The sequence below is a fragment of the Agrobacterium sp. SORGH_AS_0745 genome, from assembly GCF_030818995.1.
Lineage (GTDB): Bacteria > Pseudomonadota > Alphaproteobacteria > Rhizobiales > Rhizobiaceae > Agrobacterium > Agrobacterium tumefaciens.
The window spans coordinates 2,609,492-2,626,265 of record NZ_JAUTBI010000003.1 but is presented as its reverse complement, the minus strand read 5'-3'; the positions used below and the strand labels follow the sequence as shown (position 1 = coordinate 2,626,265).

The 16,774-nt window shown below is 59.3% G+C and carries 15 protein-coding genes, 1 other RNA gene and 1 pseudogene; 10 read left to right on the top strand and 7 right to left on the bottom strand.

The window, feature by feature from the left end; translation table 11 throughout:
• Positions 1–83 precede the first annotated feature (83 nt).
• Together QE432_RS22655 and QE432_RS22650 are read left to right on the top strand one after the other, a co-directional pair.
• Positions 84–1,496, top strand: a complete 1,413-nt coding sequence (locus QE432_RS22655; protein WP_113157308.1) for an FAD-binding oxidoreductase — start codon at positions 84–86, stop codon at positions 1,494–1,496.
• Positions 1,497–1,587: 91 nt separating this feature from the next.
• Positions 1,588–5,316: an AsmA family protein gene (locus QE432_RS22650; RefSeq protein WP_306625806.1), complete on the top strand. Its 3,729-nt coding sequence runs from the start codon at positions 1,588–1,590 to the stop codon at positions 5,314–5,316.
• A gap of 119 nt (positions 5,317–5,435) precedes the next feature.
• Here QE432_RS22650 and QE432_RS22645 read toward each other — a convergent pair whose 3' ends face one another.
• From QE432_RS22645 to ssrA, 5 genes are all read right to left on the bottom strand, one after another.
• Complete coding sequence (locus QE432_RS22645) at positions 5,436–5,765, bottom strand: hypothetical protein (protein ID WP_065659211.1); 330 nt, start codon at positions 5,763–5,765, stop codon at positions 5,436–5,438.
• Positions 5,766–6,001: 236 nt separating this feature from the next.
• Entirely contained in the window at positions 6,002–6,211 is a 210-nt protein-coding gene (locus QE432_RS22640) for a ribbon-helix-helix domain-containing protein (protein WP_013636481.1), read from the bottom strand.
• Positions 6,212–6,327: 116 nt separating this feature from the next.
• The gene (locus tag QE432_RS22635) at positions 6,328–6,531 is read right to left on the bottom strand and encodes a DUF4169 family protein (protein WP_045016936.1); all 204 of its coding nucleotides are present in this window, start codon (positions 6,529–6,531) and stop codon (positions 6,328–6,330) included.
• A gap of 44 nt (positions 6,532–6,575) precedes the next feature.
• Positions 6,576–7,088 carry an SspB family protein gene (locus QE432_RS22630; protein ID WP_003513127.1) on the bottom strand — a complete coding sequence of 171 codons (513 nt, stop codon included), beginning with the start codon at positions 7,086–7,088 and terminating at the stop codon, positions 6,576–6,578.
• Positions 7,089–7,317: 229 nt separating this feature from the next.
• Positions 7,318–7,690: a transfer-messenger RNA gene (gene ssrA, locus QE432_RS22625) on the bottom strand.
• 141 nt (positions 7,691–7,831) lie between these two features.
• On the opposite strand from ssrA, the gene QE432_RS22620 reads away from it, so the two are divergent.
• From QE432_RS22620 to QE432_RS22590, 7 genes are all read left to right on the top strand, one after another.
• A complete protein-coding gene (locus QE432_RS22620; protein ID WP_003513125.1) occupies positions 7,832–8,140 on the top strand; it encodes a DUF2853 family protein in 309 nt (102 codons plus the stop codon).
• A 93-nt stretch (positions 8,141–8,233) separates the two neighbouring features.
• Complete coding sequence (locus tag QE432_RS22615) at positions 8,234–9,028, top strand: thymidylate synthase (protein WP_065687198.1); 795 nt, start codon at positions 8,234–8,236, stop codon at positions 9,026–9,028.
• On the top strand, positions 9,025–9,552 hold the full coding sequence (locus tag QE432_RS22610) for a dihydrofolate reductase (RefSeq protein WP_019565314.1): 528 nt from the start codon (positions 9,025–9,027) through the stop codon (positions 9,550–9,552). Before QE432_RS22615 ends, QE432_RS22610 begins: the two co-directional genes overlap by 4 nt.
• 143 nt (positions 9,553–9,695) lie before the next feature.
• On the top strand, positions 9,696–10,817 hold the full coding sequence (gene hflK, locus QE432_RS22605) for an FtsH protease activity modulator HflK (RefSeq protein ID WP_003513120.1): 1,122 nt from the start codon (positions 9,696–9,698) through the stop codon (positions 10,815–10,817).
• A 1-nt stretch (position 10,818) separates the two neighbouring features.
• Positions 10,819–11,742, top strand: a complete 924-nt coding sequence (gene hflC / locus QE432_RS22600) for a protease modulator HflC (protein ID WP_003513118.1) — start codon at positions 10,819–10,821, stop codon at positions 11,740–11,742.
• 261 nt (positions 11,743–12,003) lie between these two features.
• Positions 12,004–13,548, top strand: coding sequence for a Do family serine endopeptidase (locus tag QE432_RS22595; RefSeq protein WP_003513113.1), 1,545 nt, complete (start codon positions 12,004–12,006; stop codon positions 13,546–13,548).
• 89 nt (positions 13,549–13,637) lie between these two features.
• Entirely contained in the window at positions 13,638–14,387 is a 750-nt protein-coding gene (locus QE432_RS22590) for an SDR family oxidoreductase (protein WP_111790718.1), read from the top strand.
• 24 nt (positions 14,388–14,411) lie between these two features.
• Here QE432_RS22590 and QE432_RS22585 read toward each other — a convergent pair.
• Positions 14,412–14,985: pseudogene (locus tag QE432_RS22585) on the bottom strand (GNAT family N-acetyltransferase).
• Positions 14,982–15,872 (bottom strand): phosphoserine phosphatase SerB, encoded by an 891-nt coding sequence (gene serB, locus QE432_RS22580; RefSeq protein ID WP_065659214.1) that lies wholly within the window; start codon positions 15,870–15,872, stop codon positions 14,982–14,984. The pseudogene QE432_RS22585 and the gene serB overlap by 4 nt, the downstream one beginning before the upstream one ends.
• Between serB and miaA the strand changes: the two genes are divergently transcribed.
• A complete protein-coding gene (gene miaA, locus QE432_RS22575; RefSeq protein WP_111803734.1) occupies positions 15,871–16,767 on the top strand; it encodes a tRNA (adenosine(37)-N6)-dimethylallyltransferase MiaA in 897 nt (298 codons plus the stop codon). The two genes, serB and miaA, sit on opposite strands and share 2 nt — an antisense overlap.
• Positions 16,768–16,774 lie beyond the last annotated feature (7 nt).

Genomic DNA, 16,774 nt, shown 5'->3' with positions numbered 1-16,774 from the left:
CCTTAACCTTATCCCATACCACCCAACGGAATTTCGTAACGGATCGAGTCCGTTACGGCGGTATCTTGCGGTGGAGATGGACGATGGCGCTGAAAGATGTAGTCGCGGGAAAACGCAACGAGGAAGGCATCGCGTCGGTGCTTGCAGCGCTGAAGCAGCAGCTGGGTGACAAGCTCCAGACTGGGCAGGCGTTTCGCGAGCAGCATGGCCATACCACCACCTATCTGACCTTGCAGGCGCCTGATGGTGTCGTCTTTGCCGAAAACGCAGATGATGTGAAAGCTGTGGTGAAAGCCTGCGCGCTCTATAAGGTGCCGGTCATTCCTTTCGGTACGGGGTCGTCGCTTGAAGGGCAGGTCAATGCGCCTGATGGCGGAATCTGCATCGATTTCAGCCGGATGAATCGCATCATTGAGGTAAACGCCGAAGATCTTGACGTGACGGTGGAGCCGGGTGTGACGCGCGAGGACCTTAACGTCTATCTGCGTGATACCGGCCTGTTCTTTCCGATCGATCCGGGTGCCAATGCCTCTATCGGCGGCATGGCCTCGACGCGGGCGTCGGGCACCAATGCCGTGCGTTACGGCACGATGAAGGACAATGTGCTGGCCGTTACCGCCGTTGTTGCCAATGGTGAGGAAATCCGCACTGCTCGCCGTGCCCGCAAGTCGTCGGCCGGTTACGATCTGACGCGGCTTTTCGTCGGCGCCGAGGGCACGCTTGGGGTTCTGACCTCGGTTACGCTGCGGTTGCAGGGCATCCCGGAAAAGATCGCCGGTGGCGTCTGCACCTTCGACAGTATTCAGGCGGCCTGTGACGCTGTTATCATGACGATCCAGATGGGTGTTCCGGTTGCGCGCATCGAGCTGCTTGATGAAGTGCAGGTGCGGGCCTGCAATGCCTATTCCGGCCTGAACTACGCGGAAAAACCGACGCTGTTCGTGGAGTTCCACGGCACCGAAGAGACGGCGGCCCTGCAATCGCAGCAATTTGCAGAGATCGCGGCGGAATGCGGCAGCGTCGATTTCCGCTGGACCAGCGATGCGGCCGAGCGCAACAAGCTGTGGAAGGCCCGACATGACGCTTATTGGGCCTCGCGGGCGCTCGCGCCGCATCTCGACGGTTTGTCCACCGATGTCTGCGTGCCGATTTCGCGGCTGGCGGACTGCGTGGTGGAAACGCAGCAGGATATCAAGGAAAACGGCTTTCTGGCGCCGATCGTCGGTCATGCCGGCGACGGCAATTTCCATGTACTCATCCTGTTCGATGGCAAGGATGCCGAAAGTGTAGCCAAAACCGAAGCTTTCGTTGCGCGTCTCAATCGCCGGGCCATCGCCATGGACGGCACCTGCACCGGAGAACACGGCATCGGCCAGGGCAAGATGAGTTTTCTGGCCGAAGAGGCGGGAAATGCGCTGGATGTGATGCGCGCCATCAAAACGTCGCTCGACCCCGATAATATCTTCAATCCAGGCAAACTGTTCCGTCTTGTCTGATCATTCTCACAATTGATTGGTACAAAAGGCTGCTTGCCGTTAAGGCAAATAAGAATAGGTTTGCAGCGTTCGCGAAGGGAGAAGCAGTTCAGTGCTCGGGCGTATTCTGGTTTTTCTGGGCGGACTGCTGGCCGTGGTGCTGTTTTCAGCGCTGCTCATTCCCTATTTCGTTGACTGGACGGATTTCCGCCGCGATTTCGAAGATCAGGCAAGCCGCATTCTGGGCAAGAAGGTGGTGGTGCACGGTCGCGTCGAAGCCCGGCTTCTCCCTTTCCCTTCGGTGACGCTGCATGACGTGCGCGCCGGAACGGATGCGGACGGATCGCCGCTCATTCAGGTGGCGCGTTTTTCCATGGATGCCGAGCTGGCGCCTTTCCTTTCCGGTGAAGCGCGTATCTTCGACATGCGCATCGAGGAACCCAAGGCCAAGATCCGGCTTCTGAAAGACGGCACTCTGGACTGGATGCGCGGCAGCCGGGCGGAAATTCCAGCCCGCACCGTGGTTCTGGAAAGTGTGCAGATCGAAGGCGGGCAGATCGAATTCATCGACGAGCAATCCGGCCGCAACCGTGTTGTGACGGGTCTTAACGCCGACATGTCCGCCAATTCGCTGGCCGGACCATGGAAGGCGGAAGGGCGCGCTGCCGTTGACGGGCATCCAGGCTCGTTCTCGCTGTCCAGCAGTGAGCCGGATTATACCAATGGGCGCATGGGCCTGCGGATTCGCGTGGTGCCGGATGAACATCCGGTTGAGGTCGATCTGGACGGTGCGATTGCCGCGACTGCGGGAAAACCCGCCTATAGCGGTTCCTTCGCCTTCAGTTTCCGTGAAGACCAAAAACAGAAGCAGCAGGCCGGGCAATCGCTGTTCTCGTCGCCACGTACCCGCGGCAGCTTCGAACTGACGAATGAAAGCGTGCGCATACCGAGCTACCGCATGGAGCTCGGTGGCAACGAAAATCCTTACGTCGTGACCGGCGAGGCAACGCTGGATACCGGGGCCAAGCCGGAATTTCTGCTCACGGCGGATGGCCAGCAGATCGACGTCAATCGTTTCGCACCGCCCGTCGTGCAGACCGGCAAGACCTCGCGCCAGCCCACCGCTTCCGTGCGCCAGCGCATCGAGGCATTTGCCGCCATGGTCGCCCGCATTCCGGTTCCGCCGGTGCCGGGCAAGGCCAGCATCAGCCTACCGGCGCTGGTTTCCGACGACACGACCATTCGTGACATCCGGCTGGACGTGCGCCCTGATGGCAGCGGCTGGCAGGTGGTTAACGCCGTGGCAACGCTGCCCGGCAGGACGCAGCTGGAAGCCAAAGGTTCCCTGACGCTGCTGGATGGTCCCGCTTTCAACGGCAATCTGCTCGTTGCCTCCAACCAGCCATCCGGGCTGGCAAACTGGCTTTCCGGTTCTGTCGATCCGGCGATCCGCCAGCTCAATGCCGCCGGTTTTTCCGCCGACGTCTCGCTGACGACGCTGAACCAGCGTTTCGACAATCTCGAGCTTGCCATTGGCGACGCCTCTCTGAAGGGGAAGCTGGAACGGCGCTCTGACGGCAAGGCCTCCAATCTTTCGATCGATCTTGCCGGTAACGAGATCGATCTCGACGCCCTGAAGGCGCTTGGCAGCCTGGCGCTTGGCGATCAGGTCGGAAGTTCTGTTCTCGACCATCGCATCGACGCCAAGTTCAAGGCCGACCGGTTCAACATGGCCGGTGTGACTGCAAATCATGTGGAAACCGCCTTCACCATGGCGGGCGGCGTTCTCTCGCTTGAAAAGATGACGGCTGGCGATATCGCCGGTGCCGAAGTCAAGGCGAAAGGGCAGTTGCAGGGGTCGTTGCTGAAATATGCGGGCAAGGGTACGGTGAACCTGCATGCGACGGACATGCAGCCGTTCTTCGCCATGCTGCAGCAGAAATTGCCTGGTCATCCGTTCCTCAGCCGGCTGGCGGCGAGTTCGCCGTGGTACGCCAATTCCGACCTTGCCATGGATGTTTCGGTCAACAGCGAAAATGGCGGCGCCAATGTCGCCGTTTCCGGCACAGTCAACGGCAGCCGTCTGTCGGCCGTGGCCAAGATGCCGGATTTCCTGTCCATCACCGATGATACGGCGATGTCGCTGGAAGGGGTTTTGAAAAACCAGTCGACGGCGATCCTGTTCGGGCAGGCAGGGCTTGATCCCCTGCCGTTCGATGCCGACGGGGAAGGGCTGCTTTCCGTCAAGCTCAACGGCACGCTCGGTTCTCCCGTCCAGACCGATATCCGTTTCTCGACGGAGCGCACGCATTTCTCGATGATCGGATCCTTTGCCGTTGCCGCCGCCAATTTCGGCGAGGGTAGTGCGGATCTGGCGCTCGAAAGCGCTGATATCGAGCCCTATCTCATCATGAACGCGGTTGGCCTGCCGCAGCTTGGTGGTGGCATGGCGCTGAAGGCGAACGGAAAAATGGCGGTGGATGCGCAGAAGATTGCGTTTTCCGCCCTCGGCGGGCAGGCGGGCGGCAACCCCTTCTCGGGCAGTCTGGCGTTCCAGCGCGCGGCCCCCCATTCCGTCACCGGTGATCTTGCCCTTCGGACCGTCGATCTTGCCTGGCTCGGAGATGCGATCTACGGACCGGTGATCGACCCGGAGACGGGCACGCTCAACGCCAAGCCGCTGGCCATGCCGGCTTTCCCGCAACTCAAGGCCTCGCTCTCGCTGAAAGCGGAAAGTTTCGAGGCCGGTCCCTTCGGCACGGTCACGGGTCTGTCGACCAAGATCACGCATGATGATGGCAATCTCGCGCTTGATGATATCGCCGGCACCTTCATGGGCGGAAAGCTGACCGGGCGGCTTGCCATGTCCACAGGCGAGGGAGCGGGCATTTTCCGCACCAAGATTGCGGTGAACGACGCCAATCCTGAGTCGATATTGTGGGCGAATGCCAACGGCCCGGTCGCGACGGGCCGGGTGGCGATCGATCTGACCGCCGAATCGACGGGCAAAAGCGTTGGTGAAATTTTGAAATCGGCAGGTGGCTCCGGGGAAGTGCGCGCCAGCGGGCTTGTGCTCAAAGGACTTAATCCCGGTGCCTTTCCGCCGATCCTGCAGGCGGCGGAAGGCTTGCAGCAGCCGATCGACGCGCCAAAGGTTCGGCCGCTGGTGGATCAGAGCCTGTGGCAGGGCGAAATACCGCTCGGCAACGTAGCCCTGCCATTCACCCTGAATGGCGGCGCGCTGCACTTCCAGAATTTGCGCGCCGGGATCGATCCGGTGACGCTTACCGGAGATGCGACGGTCGATATTGCAGCATCGACCGTGAATGGCGATCTCGATCTTATCTTCAATCCCGGCACAGAAGCGGTTGCTGGCGCCGAACCCTCGCTGCGTCTCAACTATAACGGTCCGCTCGCCGCACCGGCTTTGACGACCGATGTTTCGGCGCTCGGCAATTATCTGTCACTCCGGGCTTTCGAAAAGGAACGCCGTCGCGTCGAGGCGATGCAGGCCAGCGTTCTCGAAAAGCAGCGCCTGCGTCGTGAAACGGCGCTCTATCGTTCTCAGGCGGCTGAACGTCAGGCTGAAAAGGAACGGGTGGAGGCGGAAGCCAAGGCCAAGGCCGAAGAGGAGGCGCGCCTTAAGGCGGCGGCAGAGGAGCGTCTGCGGCAGGAAAAGGAACAGCAGGAGCGGTTGCAGCAACAGCAACAGCAACAGCAGCAGCAGCAGCAGCAGCAGCAACCTGTTCCCGAGCGGCAGTCAACGCCGGCCCTGACGGTGCCTCCAACGGAAGATGCGATCAGGCAACTGGCGCCCGAAAACGCTCCGGCCAATCCGTAAGTTTGCCGCGACGACGGCGCGTTTTGGGGAGAGGTTAGAGCCCGTGTCTCAGGGCGAATTTTGACACGGTCCGGACAGCTGCCGCTTCGACCGCTTTGCCAAAATTATCCGTTAGCCTGTTAAATCCAGGCTTCACGCTTGCCGAAGGGCGTGTCGGCATCAAAATTCTTGGTGCCGATCCTGCTGCTTTCCCCCGACAGGCTGGGCTTGTCCGCGCTGTTGCTTGAGGAAGCCGATTTGTCGGAGCTGTTTTCGAGTGCCTCGAGCTGCGCTTGCAGCGATGCAATAGTACTCTTCAGTTCTTCCTGTGCTTTCGCTTCGGAGGTCTGGGCGAGTTCTGACTGCTTTTCGGCAATCTGCGATTTCAGTTCGGCAACGCTTGAAGACGAGGTGGATGAAGAGGAGAGGACGGAAACAGCGATGCTCGTTCCCGAAACGGCGGAAACCATGGGTCGCCTCGTGGCGTGCGGTAGGAAAGGAAAAGCTTGAAATACAAATCTGGAAGCAAGGCTACGCAGTACTGAAGCGCCTTGCAGTACAAATTAGCGCGCTAATGTTTAATGAATGCTTTCACGACATTATGAGTTTTCGGCAAGAATGTTTGTAGTCGGAGAATGGCTGGATATGAGCCGGCGCATATGCGCGCCGCTGCAGTGTCATCTTTCGATGCCACCTTGCAGCAAGCTCACTTGCTCTTCAGCCAATTCAGTACATGGACCCGAAGGGATGAGGACAGATTGCTGTCGGCTGGCCGGTTGTCGTCTATTTCCGCAAGCAGGGCGGCGAAACTGATCTTGCGCTTTTCGGCGATGATTTTCAGCTCGTCCCAGAAGGCATCCTCGAGTGAAATGCTGGTGCGGTGGCCGTGCAATGTCGTGGAGTGCTTGCGGATCATCAGATCAATCTTTCCGGCTGGTCCGGTTGGGAATCTGAATCATGTCGTGCCTGCAAGCCTCTGTTTAGCAGTGTTTTTTCCGGTCTTCCGAAAGCTTGCCCGGGCAGGCCAGCTCTTCAATCCCTGTCGGTCCTGTCATCGTCCTTTTCAAGCCGCCCCTGATCGAGCGCCTTTTCGGCTTTTTCGTTAAGGGCCGATGTGAGGTTTTTTTCCGCCTTGGTGCGACCGAAGGACAGGCGGTTCTGATCCGCCTGTTTTTCTTTTTCGCTACGGGCTTTCTGCTTCCGGAACTGACGCAGATTGACGATATCGGCGGCCATGCGGATATGTCTCCTTGAGCTTCGCGCGGTCGGGCAAAAAGCCGTTATTGCTTCTTGCGGAAGGCATCCAGAGAAACGACGGAGCCTTCCTTCTTTTCCTCGCCGGACTTGGGCGTCTCCGACGTTGTAGCCGGCTTTGCCTCATGGGAAACGGGATAGGCGGTGATTTCGGCCTCTTCCAGCTCTTCCTCGTCTGCCAGGGGCACATCGAACTCAAGCTCGAAATTGACGGAAGGATCGTAAAAACCTCTGATGGCGTTATAGGGAACAACCAGCTTTTCCGGCGTATCCGAGAAAGACAGGCCGATTTCGAAGCCGATCTCCGTCACTTTCAGGTCCCAGAACTGATGCTGGATGACGATGGTCATCTGCTCGGCATATTTGGACTTGAGGTGCTGCGAAATCCGCACACCGGGCGCGCCGGTCAGAAATGTTATGAAGAAATGGTGGTCGCCGGGCAGGCGGCCGGTTGCGGCCACTTCACCCAAAACTTTGCGAATAACGCCGCGAAGGGCATCCTGTGCGAGAATGTCGTAACGGATATGATCCTGCCCCATGCGGTCCTGTCTTTCCCTTATTCGAACGTCTTTTAAAGCGCTGCGCACCAAGTGCGCCAAGGACGCTGTAACACTTTGAATCTTTGCGTAATCCGCAAGCCGGGATCAATTTCGATCCTGGCGGCTACGCATTACCCAAGTATACGCAATGTCCTGAACGGCAGCAACGGAAAAGCCGATGCTGTGTGCAAGTCAGCTATCATATAACCAATTCAGGCAAAATGGAGAAGGTGGAGGTTTCTGTTGCCAGGTACCTCCGAACCCCGCCTCACGGGGCTAACCGTGAGGACTTTAGAGCGGAATTCCCGCACCGCCATTAGGCAGCGAGAGCGTATTCCTTAGCGTTGTTGTCATTTGCAACTACACTTGTGACCCGATAACGGCGGTATCATGCCGAGCAAAAGTTCGATCTTTACGCCCTTGTCGATCCTATTTCGCCCCCATCAAAAGCCGGCCTTCATCTTCAAAAGCCGCCGGTTTTTGGTGGAGGCGCCGGGTACCGCCCCCGGGTCCAATAGGTTTATTACACCGACCGTTTATCGCCATAGCCGGGTTGCCCCGGCAAGGTTCATATAGGCGTTTCCCTTGGCCGAGAAAAGGGGCCGATGACAATTCCATGAAAAGATTTCGTGTTTGCCGCCCACAATTTAGACAATTCTTGACGACGAGGGATTGCTGACACATTCTCCCTACAACCGGTCACCACAAGCAACACCGGGCCGGGGACACACGAAGGAGTGGACATGACTGACTATCTCGCAGATGTGAAGAAATACGACGCAGCAGCCGACGAAGCGATTGTCGGCAAGATCGTCAAACATCTCGGCATTGCCCTGCGCAACCGGGATTCATCGCTGGTGTCCGCTTCCGATCCGGAAGAGCTTGCACGTGTGAAGGCGAACTGGTGCGGCAAGAAGCTTGGCGTGACCGATGACAGCGCCGACAAGGCGATCGATGCAACCGCCAAGGCCATGGCCGCAGACCGCTCCAAGTCGCGTGTGACCTTTTATTATCTGGTGGCCAAGGAACTGGGCAAACTCCAGTCGCTCTGATTTTTTCGCGGGGATAAGCGACCCGCTGGTGATTGGTTCTGTCGCCCTGTGTTATTATATTCCCTTGATATCAGGGAATCGGCGGCAGAACACATGAAACAATATCTCGATCTTCTCCGGCATGTGATGGACACCGGCTCCGACCGCGGAGATCGCACCGGCACGGGTACGCGTTCGGTCTTCGGTTACCAGATGCGTTTCGATCTTGCGGAGGGTTTTCCGGTTCTCACCACCAAGAAGCTGCATCTGCGCTCGATCATCCATGAACTCCTGTGGTTCCTGAAGGGCGATACCAATATCGCCTATCTCAAGGAAAACGGCGTTTCCATATGGGACGAATGGGCCGATGAAAATGGTGATCTGGGTCCGGTCTACGGAGCACAGTGGCGTTCCTGGCCGGCGCCCGACGGCCGCCACATCGACCAGATCGCGCTTTTGATCGAGGCCCTCAAAACCAATCCCAATTCCCGCCGCCACATCGTTTCGGCCTGGAACCCGGCGCTGGTGGACGAGATGGCGCTGCCGCCCTGCCATTGCCTGTTCCAGTTCTATGTTTCGGATGGAAAGCTGTCCTGCCAGCTTTACCAGCGCTCGGCCGATATTTTCCTCGGCGTGCCTTTCAATATTGCTTCCTACGCACTTCTGACGCTGATGGTGGCGCAGGTCACGGGGCTGAAGCCCGGCGATTTCGTCCATACGCTTGGTGACGCGCATATCTACGCCAACCATTTCGAGCAGGCGAAATTGCAGATGACGCGGACCCCCAAGGCCCTGCCGACGATGCGCCTCAACCCGGATGTACGAGACCTCTTCTCCTTTAAGTTCGAAGACTTTACGCTTGAGAACTACGAAGCCGATTCAAGCATCAAGGCACCGATCGCGGTATGAGCGAGCCGCGCATCACCATCATCGTCGCGGTGTCGGAAAACGGCGTTATCGGCCGCGACCTCGATATGCCTTGGAAGCTTTCCACTGACCTCAAGCGCTTCAAGGCGATGACGATGGGCAAACCGCTCATCATGGGCAGGAAGACATTTCTCTCGGTGGGCGAGCGTCCTTTGCCGGGCCGGCCGCACATCATCGTCAGCCGCAATGCCGATTACAGGCCCGATGGCGTGGATGTCGTGTCGTCGCTTGAAGATGCACTCGCGCTTGGCAAAAGCAAGGCTGCGGAACTGGGTGTGGACGAGGTTTTCGTGGCCGGTGGCGGGGAAATCTACCGTCAGGCTATGCCGTTTGCCGATCAACTTTCCGTCACCCATGTGGCCGTAAAGCTTGATGGCGACACTTTTTTTCCGGAAATCGATCCCGCCGTCTTTGAAAAAATCGAGGAAAATGCCGTTCCCGCCGGGGAAAAGGACAATTATCCGGTTCTGTTCACCACTTATTTGCGCAGAGCCGCGTCAAAGTGAACTATTTACCCTGATTGGGTATTTAGTTACCACCTCTGCGTTGAAACGCACGCTTCTCCTTCTTATAACGGGTCCATATTCCCGCCGCACGCGAGCAATCGCTTTCGAACGGGATCGGGAGAGGCTTTTATAAAGAGGTATTGATGCCCTGGAGCAATCAGAATGGCGGCGGCGGCCCTTGGGGCGGCGGCGGTGGTGGCGGAAACAACCAGGGCGGCGGTGGCGGCCCATGGGGGCAGGGACCTAACCGGCCTCGCGGCGGTGGCGGCGGCAATGGCGGCCCGCCCGATCTGGAAGAGATCATCCGGCGCAGCCAGGACCGCTTCAAGAATGTCCTGCCGGGCGGGTTCAATGGCGGCGCGATTGCGATCGTCGCTCTCGTCGTTCTGGTTTTCCTCGGCATTCAGTCCATCTACACCGTCCAGCCGGACGAGCGCGGCGTGGAGCTGCGTTTCGGGCGTCCGAAGGATGAGATTTCGATGCCCGGCCTGCATTTCCATCTGTGGCCGATCGAGACGGTTGAAATCGTCAAGGTGACCGAACAGCAGCAGAATATCGGTTCGCGCGCTTCGTCTTCCTCCGCGAACGGCGTGATGCTGACCGGTGACCAGAACATCGTCAACGTGCAGTTCTCGGTGCTCTATACGGTTTCCGATCCGAAATCCTACCTGTTCAACGTCGATAGCCCGGCTGAGACCTTGCAGCAGGTTTCCGAAAGCGCGATGCGCGAAATCGTCGGCCGTCGTCCCGCACAGGACATTTTCCGTGATAACCGTCAGGCGATCGCGGCGGATGTGCGCACCATCATCCAGTCCACCATGGACGGATACGGGGCCGGCATCTCCATCAATGCTGTCGCCATCGAAGACGCGGCGCCGCCGCGCGAAGTGGCCGACGCCTTCGATGAAGTGCAGCGTGCCGAGCAGGACGAGGACCGCTTCGTGCAGGAAGCCAACCAGTACGCCAACCAGAAGCTGGGTGCCGCACGTGGTCAGGCAGCACAGATCATCGAAGAGGCGAACGCCTACAAATCTCGTGTCGTCAACGAGGCAGAGGGTGAGGCACAGCGCTTCATTTCCATCTACGATCAATATCGCACGGCACCTGACGTGACCCGCCAGCGCATGTTCCTGGAAACGATGGAACAGGTCCTCAAGGGTTCCAACAAGGTCATCATCGACGAAAAACAGGGTGTGGTGCCTTATCTGCCTCTGAACGAGATCATGCGCGGCAATCCGGGCGCGGCACAGCAGGGAGGCAACTGATATGAGCAACCGTCTTACGGCCGTTCTCGTCGGTCTCGCCGCCGTGCTTTTCCTGGCCTATTCGTCGATCTTCGTCGTCACCGAGCGCCAGCAGGCCATCGTTGTGCGCTTCGGTCAGATCCAGGACGTGAAAACGGCGCCGGGCCTCTATTTCAAGCTGCCCTTTGCCTTCATGGATGCCGATCGGGTGCAATATATCGAGAACCGGGCGCTGCGCTTCGATCACGACAACATCCGTGTTCAGGTTTCCGGCGGCAAGTTCTATGAGGTTGATGCCTTTGTGGTCTATCGCATCACGGATGCCCGCCGCTTCCGGCAGACGGTCTCCGGTGACCAGATGTCGGCGGAATCGCGTCTACGCACTCGTCTCGACGCGTCGTTGCGCCGGGTCTACGGTCTTCGCGGCTTCGAATCGGCGCTTTCGGATGCGCGTGCATCGATGATGCAGGAAGTACGTGACGATCTGCGTCCCGATGCGGAATCGCTTGGCGTCAGCATCGTGGATGTGCGTATCCGCCGCACCGATCTCACGCAGGAAGTCTCGCAGCAGACCTTCGAGCGTATGAAGTCGGAACGTCTGGCCGAAGCCGAGCTGATCCGCGCCCGCGGTAACGAGGCGGCACAGCGTCGTCGCGCTATTGCCGACCGTCAGGTCGTGGAATTCGAATCCGACGCCCAGCGTCAGTCCGAAGTCCTGCGCGGTGAAGGCGATGCGGAGCGTAACCGGGTCTTCGGCGAAGCTTTCCAGCGCGACCCGAGCTTCTTCGAGTTCTATCGTTCCATGGCGGCCTATTCCAGCGCGCTGTCTGGAACCGGCACTACGCTGGTCCTGTCTCCCGACTCGACCTTCTTCCGTTATTTCAACGACATCAACGGTGCTCCATCGACGGCTCCGGCCGCACCTGCCGCACCGCCGGCAAATTGATAACGGATCGAATGATTTTGGAGGGGCCGGTTTTAACCGGCCCTTTCTTTTTGAGCGAATGGCTGAGTGGCAGCAAAACGAAAAGGGGCAAAATCCTGTTGTCTCGCGCCCGGAAAGGGATATCCGTTTTCGCGCCGATGCTGTAGGCAGTGAGCAAGGCAGCCGGTGCTGTTCACGAAAAGGTATTTTTACACTTCATCATTCCGCCTTATGCTTTGACGATATATGCAGGGAATGACGATTTGAAACGCGAGGACGCTTATGGCCGTGACCCTTCTTTCGCCTTTTCGCAGCAGCATTGCCGCAGTCGCGGGCTTCGCACTTGTGGCGGGTAGCCTTTCGGCACCGGTTGCGGCATGGGCGCAGAGCCATGGGCCGGCATCGGTCGCCGATCTTGCCGCACCGCTTCTTGATGCGGTGGTGAATATTTCGACGTCGCAGAACGTCAAGACCGAGGGCAAGGGGCCTGTGCCGCCGAAACTGCCGGAAGGTTCGCCTTTCCAGGAGTTCTTCAAGGATTATTTCGACAACCAGAAACCGGAAGGCGGCGACAAGGTCAGTTCGCTGGGATCCGGCTTCGTTATCGATCCGGCTGGCTACATCGTCACCAACAATCACGTCATTGAGGGCGCAGACGCCATTGAGGTGATTTTCCCGAATGGTTCGAAGCTGAAGGCAACGCTGGTCGGCACTGATACCAAGACCGATCTTTCCGTTTTGAAGGTTGAGCCAAAGGCTCCGCTGAAGGCAGTCAAGTTCGGCGATTCGCGCAGCATGCGCATCGGTGACTGGGTCATGGCCGTTGGCAATCCCTTCGGCCTTGGTGGATCGCTGACCGTCGGCGTCGTTTCCGCGCGCGGGCGTAACATCAATGCCGGTCCCTATGACAACTTCATCCAGACGGATGCTGCAATCAACAAGGGCAATTCCGGCGGTCCGCTCTTCAACATGAAGGGTGAGGTGATCGGCATCAATACGGCGATCATTTCGCCGAGCGGCGGTTCGATTGGCATCGGTTTCGCGGTTCCGACGGAACTCGCCCAGAATATCGTCGAGCAGCTCATCCAATTCGGCGAAACCCGCCGTGGCTGGCTCGGCGTGCGCGTCCAGCCGGTTACCGACGACGTGGCCGCAAGCCTTGGCATGGAAGCGGCAAAGGGTGCCTTGATTTCCGGCGTGGCCAAGGGTGGCCCGGTAGAAAACGGCCCGATCCAGGCCGGCGATATCGTGCTGAAATTCGACGGCAAGGATATTCACGAGATGCGTGACCTCTTGAGGATCGTGGCGGAAAGCCCGGTCGGCAAGGAAGTCGATGTCGTGGTCTTCCGTGACGGCAAGGAAGAGACCGTCAAGGTAAAGCTTGGCCAGTTGCAGGATGCGCCCGATGAAAAGGCCGCAACCGACGATCCGCAGGCCGAGGACGGTGACGGCGGCATGGTCGTGCCTGATGACAAGGGCGGTTCCGACGATCAGGCGCAGGACCAGACGCCGGAGGTGCGCGAAGCGCCGCAGCGCGTGCTCGGCATGAACCTCGTAGTGCTGAGCAACGAGTTGCGGACGGAGAAGGGCATTGCCGAAAGCGTCGAAGGCGTGCTTGTTGCTAGCGTCGATCAGGGTTCGCCGGCCGAACAGAAGGGCATGAAGGCGGGTGATGTCATCGTCGAGGTTGGACAGGACTTCATGGAGGTTCCGGGCGACGTGCTTGTGCGTGTCAACGGCCTGAAATCCGAGGGCCGCAAGAATGCGCATATGATGGTTGCCGATGCCCAGGGCAATCTGCGCGTCGTGGCGCTGCCGCTGGAGTAAAGCTTCTTTCGCCCGGTTCGGCAGGAATCGGGTGGCTGTGGTTCGGCTTGCTCTCTATTCCTCGGTCTCCGCCAAAGGAGGCCAAGGATATGAAATTATTAGAAAACAAGGTTGCGATCATCACTGGCGCGTCATCCGGCATCGGCCGGGCGACGGCAAGGCTGTTTGCCGAACAGGGCGCGGCCGTCATTATCAACGCGCGTGGTGCCGAGGCACTCGAGGACGTGGCTTCCGCCATTCGCCAGGCCGGCGGTCGTGTTCACCCCGTGGTGGGTGACGTCACAGTTGCGGAAACCCATGCCCGTCTGACGGATGCGGCCATGACCGTCTTTGGCGGTCTCGATATCGCCGTCAACAATGCCGGTGCCGTTGGGGCAACAAAACCGCTTGCGGAGATTTCGGTAGAGGAATGGGATCACGTGATCACCGCCAACCTCACTTCCGCATTTCTCGGCGTGCGCAGCCAGATCCCTGCGATGTTGAAGCGGGGAGGAGGTTCGGTCGTCTTCATCTCCAGCTTCGTCGGCACCAGCGCCGGCATACCCGGCATGGCAGCCTATGGCACCGCCAAGGCGGCGCTGATGGGGCTGGTGAAGGGCATTACTGCCGACTACGCCTTCAAGGGAATTCGCGCCAATGCGCTGCTTCCCGGCGGAGTCGATACGCCGATGGCGGGAGATGCGGCCCAGAAGGAGTGGGCTGCAGGGCTGCATGCGATGAAGCGCATTGCGGAACCGGAGGAACTGGCGCAGGCCGCCCTTTTCCTCTCCAGCCCGATGTCGAGCTTTGTTGCCGGATCGGCCCTGTTTGCCGACGGCGGAAATGCGGCGGTGAAATAATTGCCGAACTGGCGGGCGAGGTTGCTACTGCGCCTGTCGTTCCCGCCACTCCGCGAGCGTCAGCGCATAGGTCACATGCGGGCGCAGATGCGGATGGGTGTCTTCCGGGACGCGCGGGTGGTCGAAGTCTCGTGACGGGTCACGCTTGAGGCCGATACGTTCCATCACCCGCGTCGAACGCTGGTTGTCATGGACGGCAAAGGAGACGATTTCCGGCGTTTCCTTTTCGTCAAAAGCCATGACGAGCAGCGATTGCGCGGCCTCGGTGACATAGCCGTGACCCCAGAAACGGGTGGCGAGCCGCCAGCCGATTTCCATGGTTCCGAGCGGGAAGGGCGGATCGAGGTTCATGACCGGCGATATGCCGCAAAATCCCATAACCTCGCCGGTTTCGCGCAGTTCCATGGCGTAGAAGGCCGTAACCGCTGCCGCGGATCATGCCATTGATGGTTTCGAGAACCGCATCCGCTTCCGCATGGCTGCGGCGGAAGGGAAAAAATTCCATGACCTTTTCGTCGGCGTTGATTTCGCGGAACAGATTGCGGTCGCTCTCCTTCCACTCGCGCAGAATGAGCCTTGATGTTTCGCGGATGATCATGGAACGACAAAATCCGTCTTGCGGTAACCCTGAATATAAAGGAGTGCGGTCAGGTCGCCATGGTCGATGCGCATCTGCGCCTCGGCGGCGACGGCGGGCTTGGCGTGCAGGGCAACGCCCGCGCCGGCCAGATGCAGCATGCCGAGATCGTTGGCGCCATCGCCGACCGCCATTGCCTCGTCCGGCGAGATGCCGAGCTTTGCGGCGATATCGTTCAGCGCATCCACCTTGGCCTGTTTGCCGAGGATCGGTTCGGCAACGGTGCCATCCAACTGGCCATCGGCCTCGCCGAGAAGATTGGCGCGGTTCTCATCAAACCCCAGCATGGCAGCCACCCGGCCGGTGAAGACCGTGAAACCGCCGGAAACGAGGGCGGTATAGTAACCTTTCGCCTTCATGGTGGCGATCAGCTCCTTGCCGCCTGATGTCAGCGTGATGCGCTTTTCGATGACGTCATCGATGACGGAGACCGGCAGGCCCTTCAGCAGCGCCACGCGCTCGCGGAGCGCCGGCTCAAAAGCGATTTCGCCATTCATGGCGCGAGCGGTAATCGTGGAAACCTTGTCCTTCAATCCTACTTCGGCGGCCAGTTCGTCGATGCATTCCTGACCGATCATGGTCGAATCCATATCGGCGATCAGAAGCTTCTTGCGGCGCTTGTCCTGTTCCTGAACGACGATATCGATCGGCTGGCCCGAAAGCACGCCGGCAATCGCGTCACGTGCCTGTTCGGCATCGGTGCCAGAGGGCAGGGCAATATCGCAGGCGATGCCATCGGCCAGCCAGTAGAGACCGGATGCGTTTACGGCATTGGCGGCCGCTTCGCCGAGGGCCGGTGTCAGAACAGGATTTGACGGATTGGCGATAAGCGTGGCAACGAAAGCCATGATGAAAAACCTTGATGAGAATTTTGATGCGATCCTGATAACCGGCCCGACGGCAAGCGGCAAGTCCGCGCTTGCGCTTCGTATGGCGCGGGAGCGGAACGGTGTCGTGATCAATGCCGACAGCATGCAGGTTTATGACACGCTGCGGGTGCTGACCGCCCGGCCATCCGAGGAAGAAATGGCAGGCGTGCCACATCTGCTATACGGCCATGTGCCGGCAAGCAGTTCCTACTCAACGGGTGAATGGCTGCGGGACATTTCCGCCCTGCTTGTGGATTTGCGCAGGCAGCAGCGTTTTCCGGTCATCGTTGGCGGTACGGGGCTTTATTTCAAGGCACTGACGGGCGGCTTGTCCGATATGCCAGCCATTCCTGACGACATACGCGAGAGGCTGCGCGCCCGGCTGATCGAAGAGGGGTCAACGGTCCTGCACGCGGAACTGTCGCGGTGCGATCCCTTGATGGCGCAGGGGCTTCAGCCGGGGGACGGCCAGCGGATCGTTCGGGCGCTGGAGGTCATGGAGGCGACCGGAAAGTCGATCATGGAGTTCCAAAAAGCCAGTGGTCCGATGATAGTTGATCCGGACCGAGCGGAGAAATTCGTGGTCCTGCCGGAACGGCCCGTGCTGCACGACCGCATCAATCGGCGGTTCGAAACCATGATGGAGAGTGGTGCTGTGGAAGAGGTGAAGGCTCTTCTCGCCCTGAAACTTGCGCCTGACGCCACAGCGATGAAGGCGATCGGCGTTTCCCAGATCGCCGATATGCTGGCTGGCGGTATGAGTGAGGCAGAGGTCATCGAAAAATCGGCGGCCGCGACCCGCCAATATGCCAAGCGGCAGATGACCTGGTTCCGCAACCAGATGGGGCCGGACTGGGCACGTATCCAGCCGTAAGGGCCGC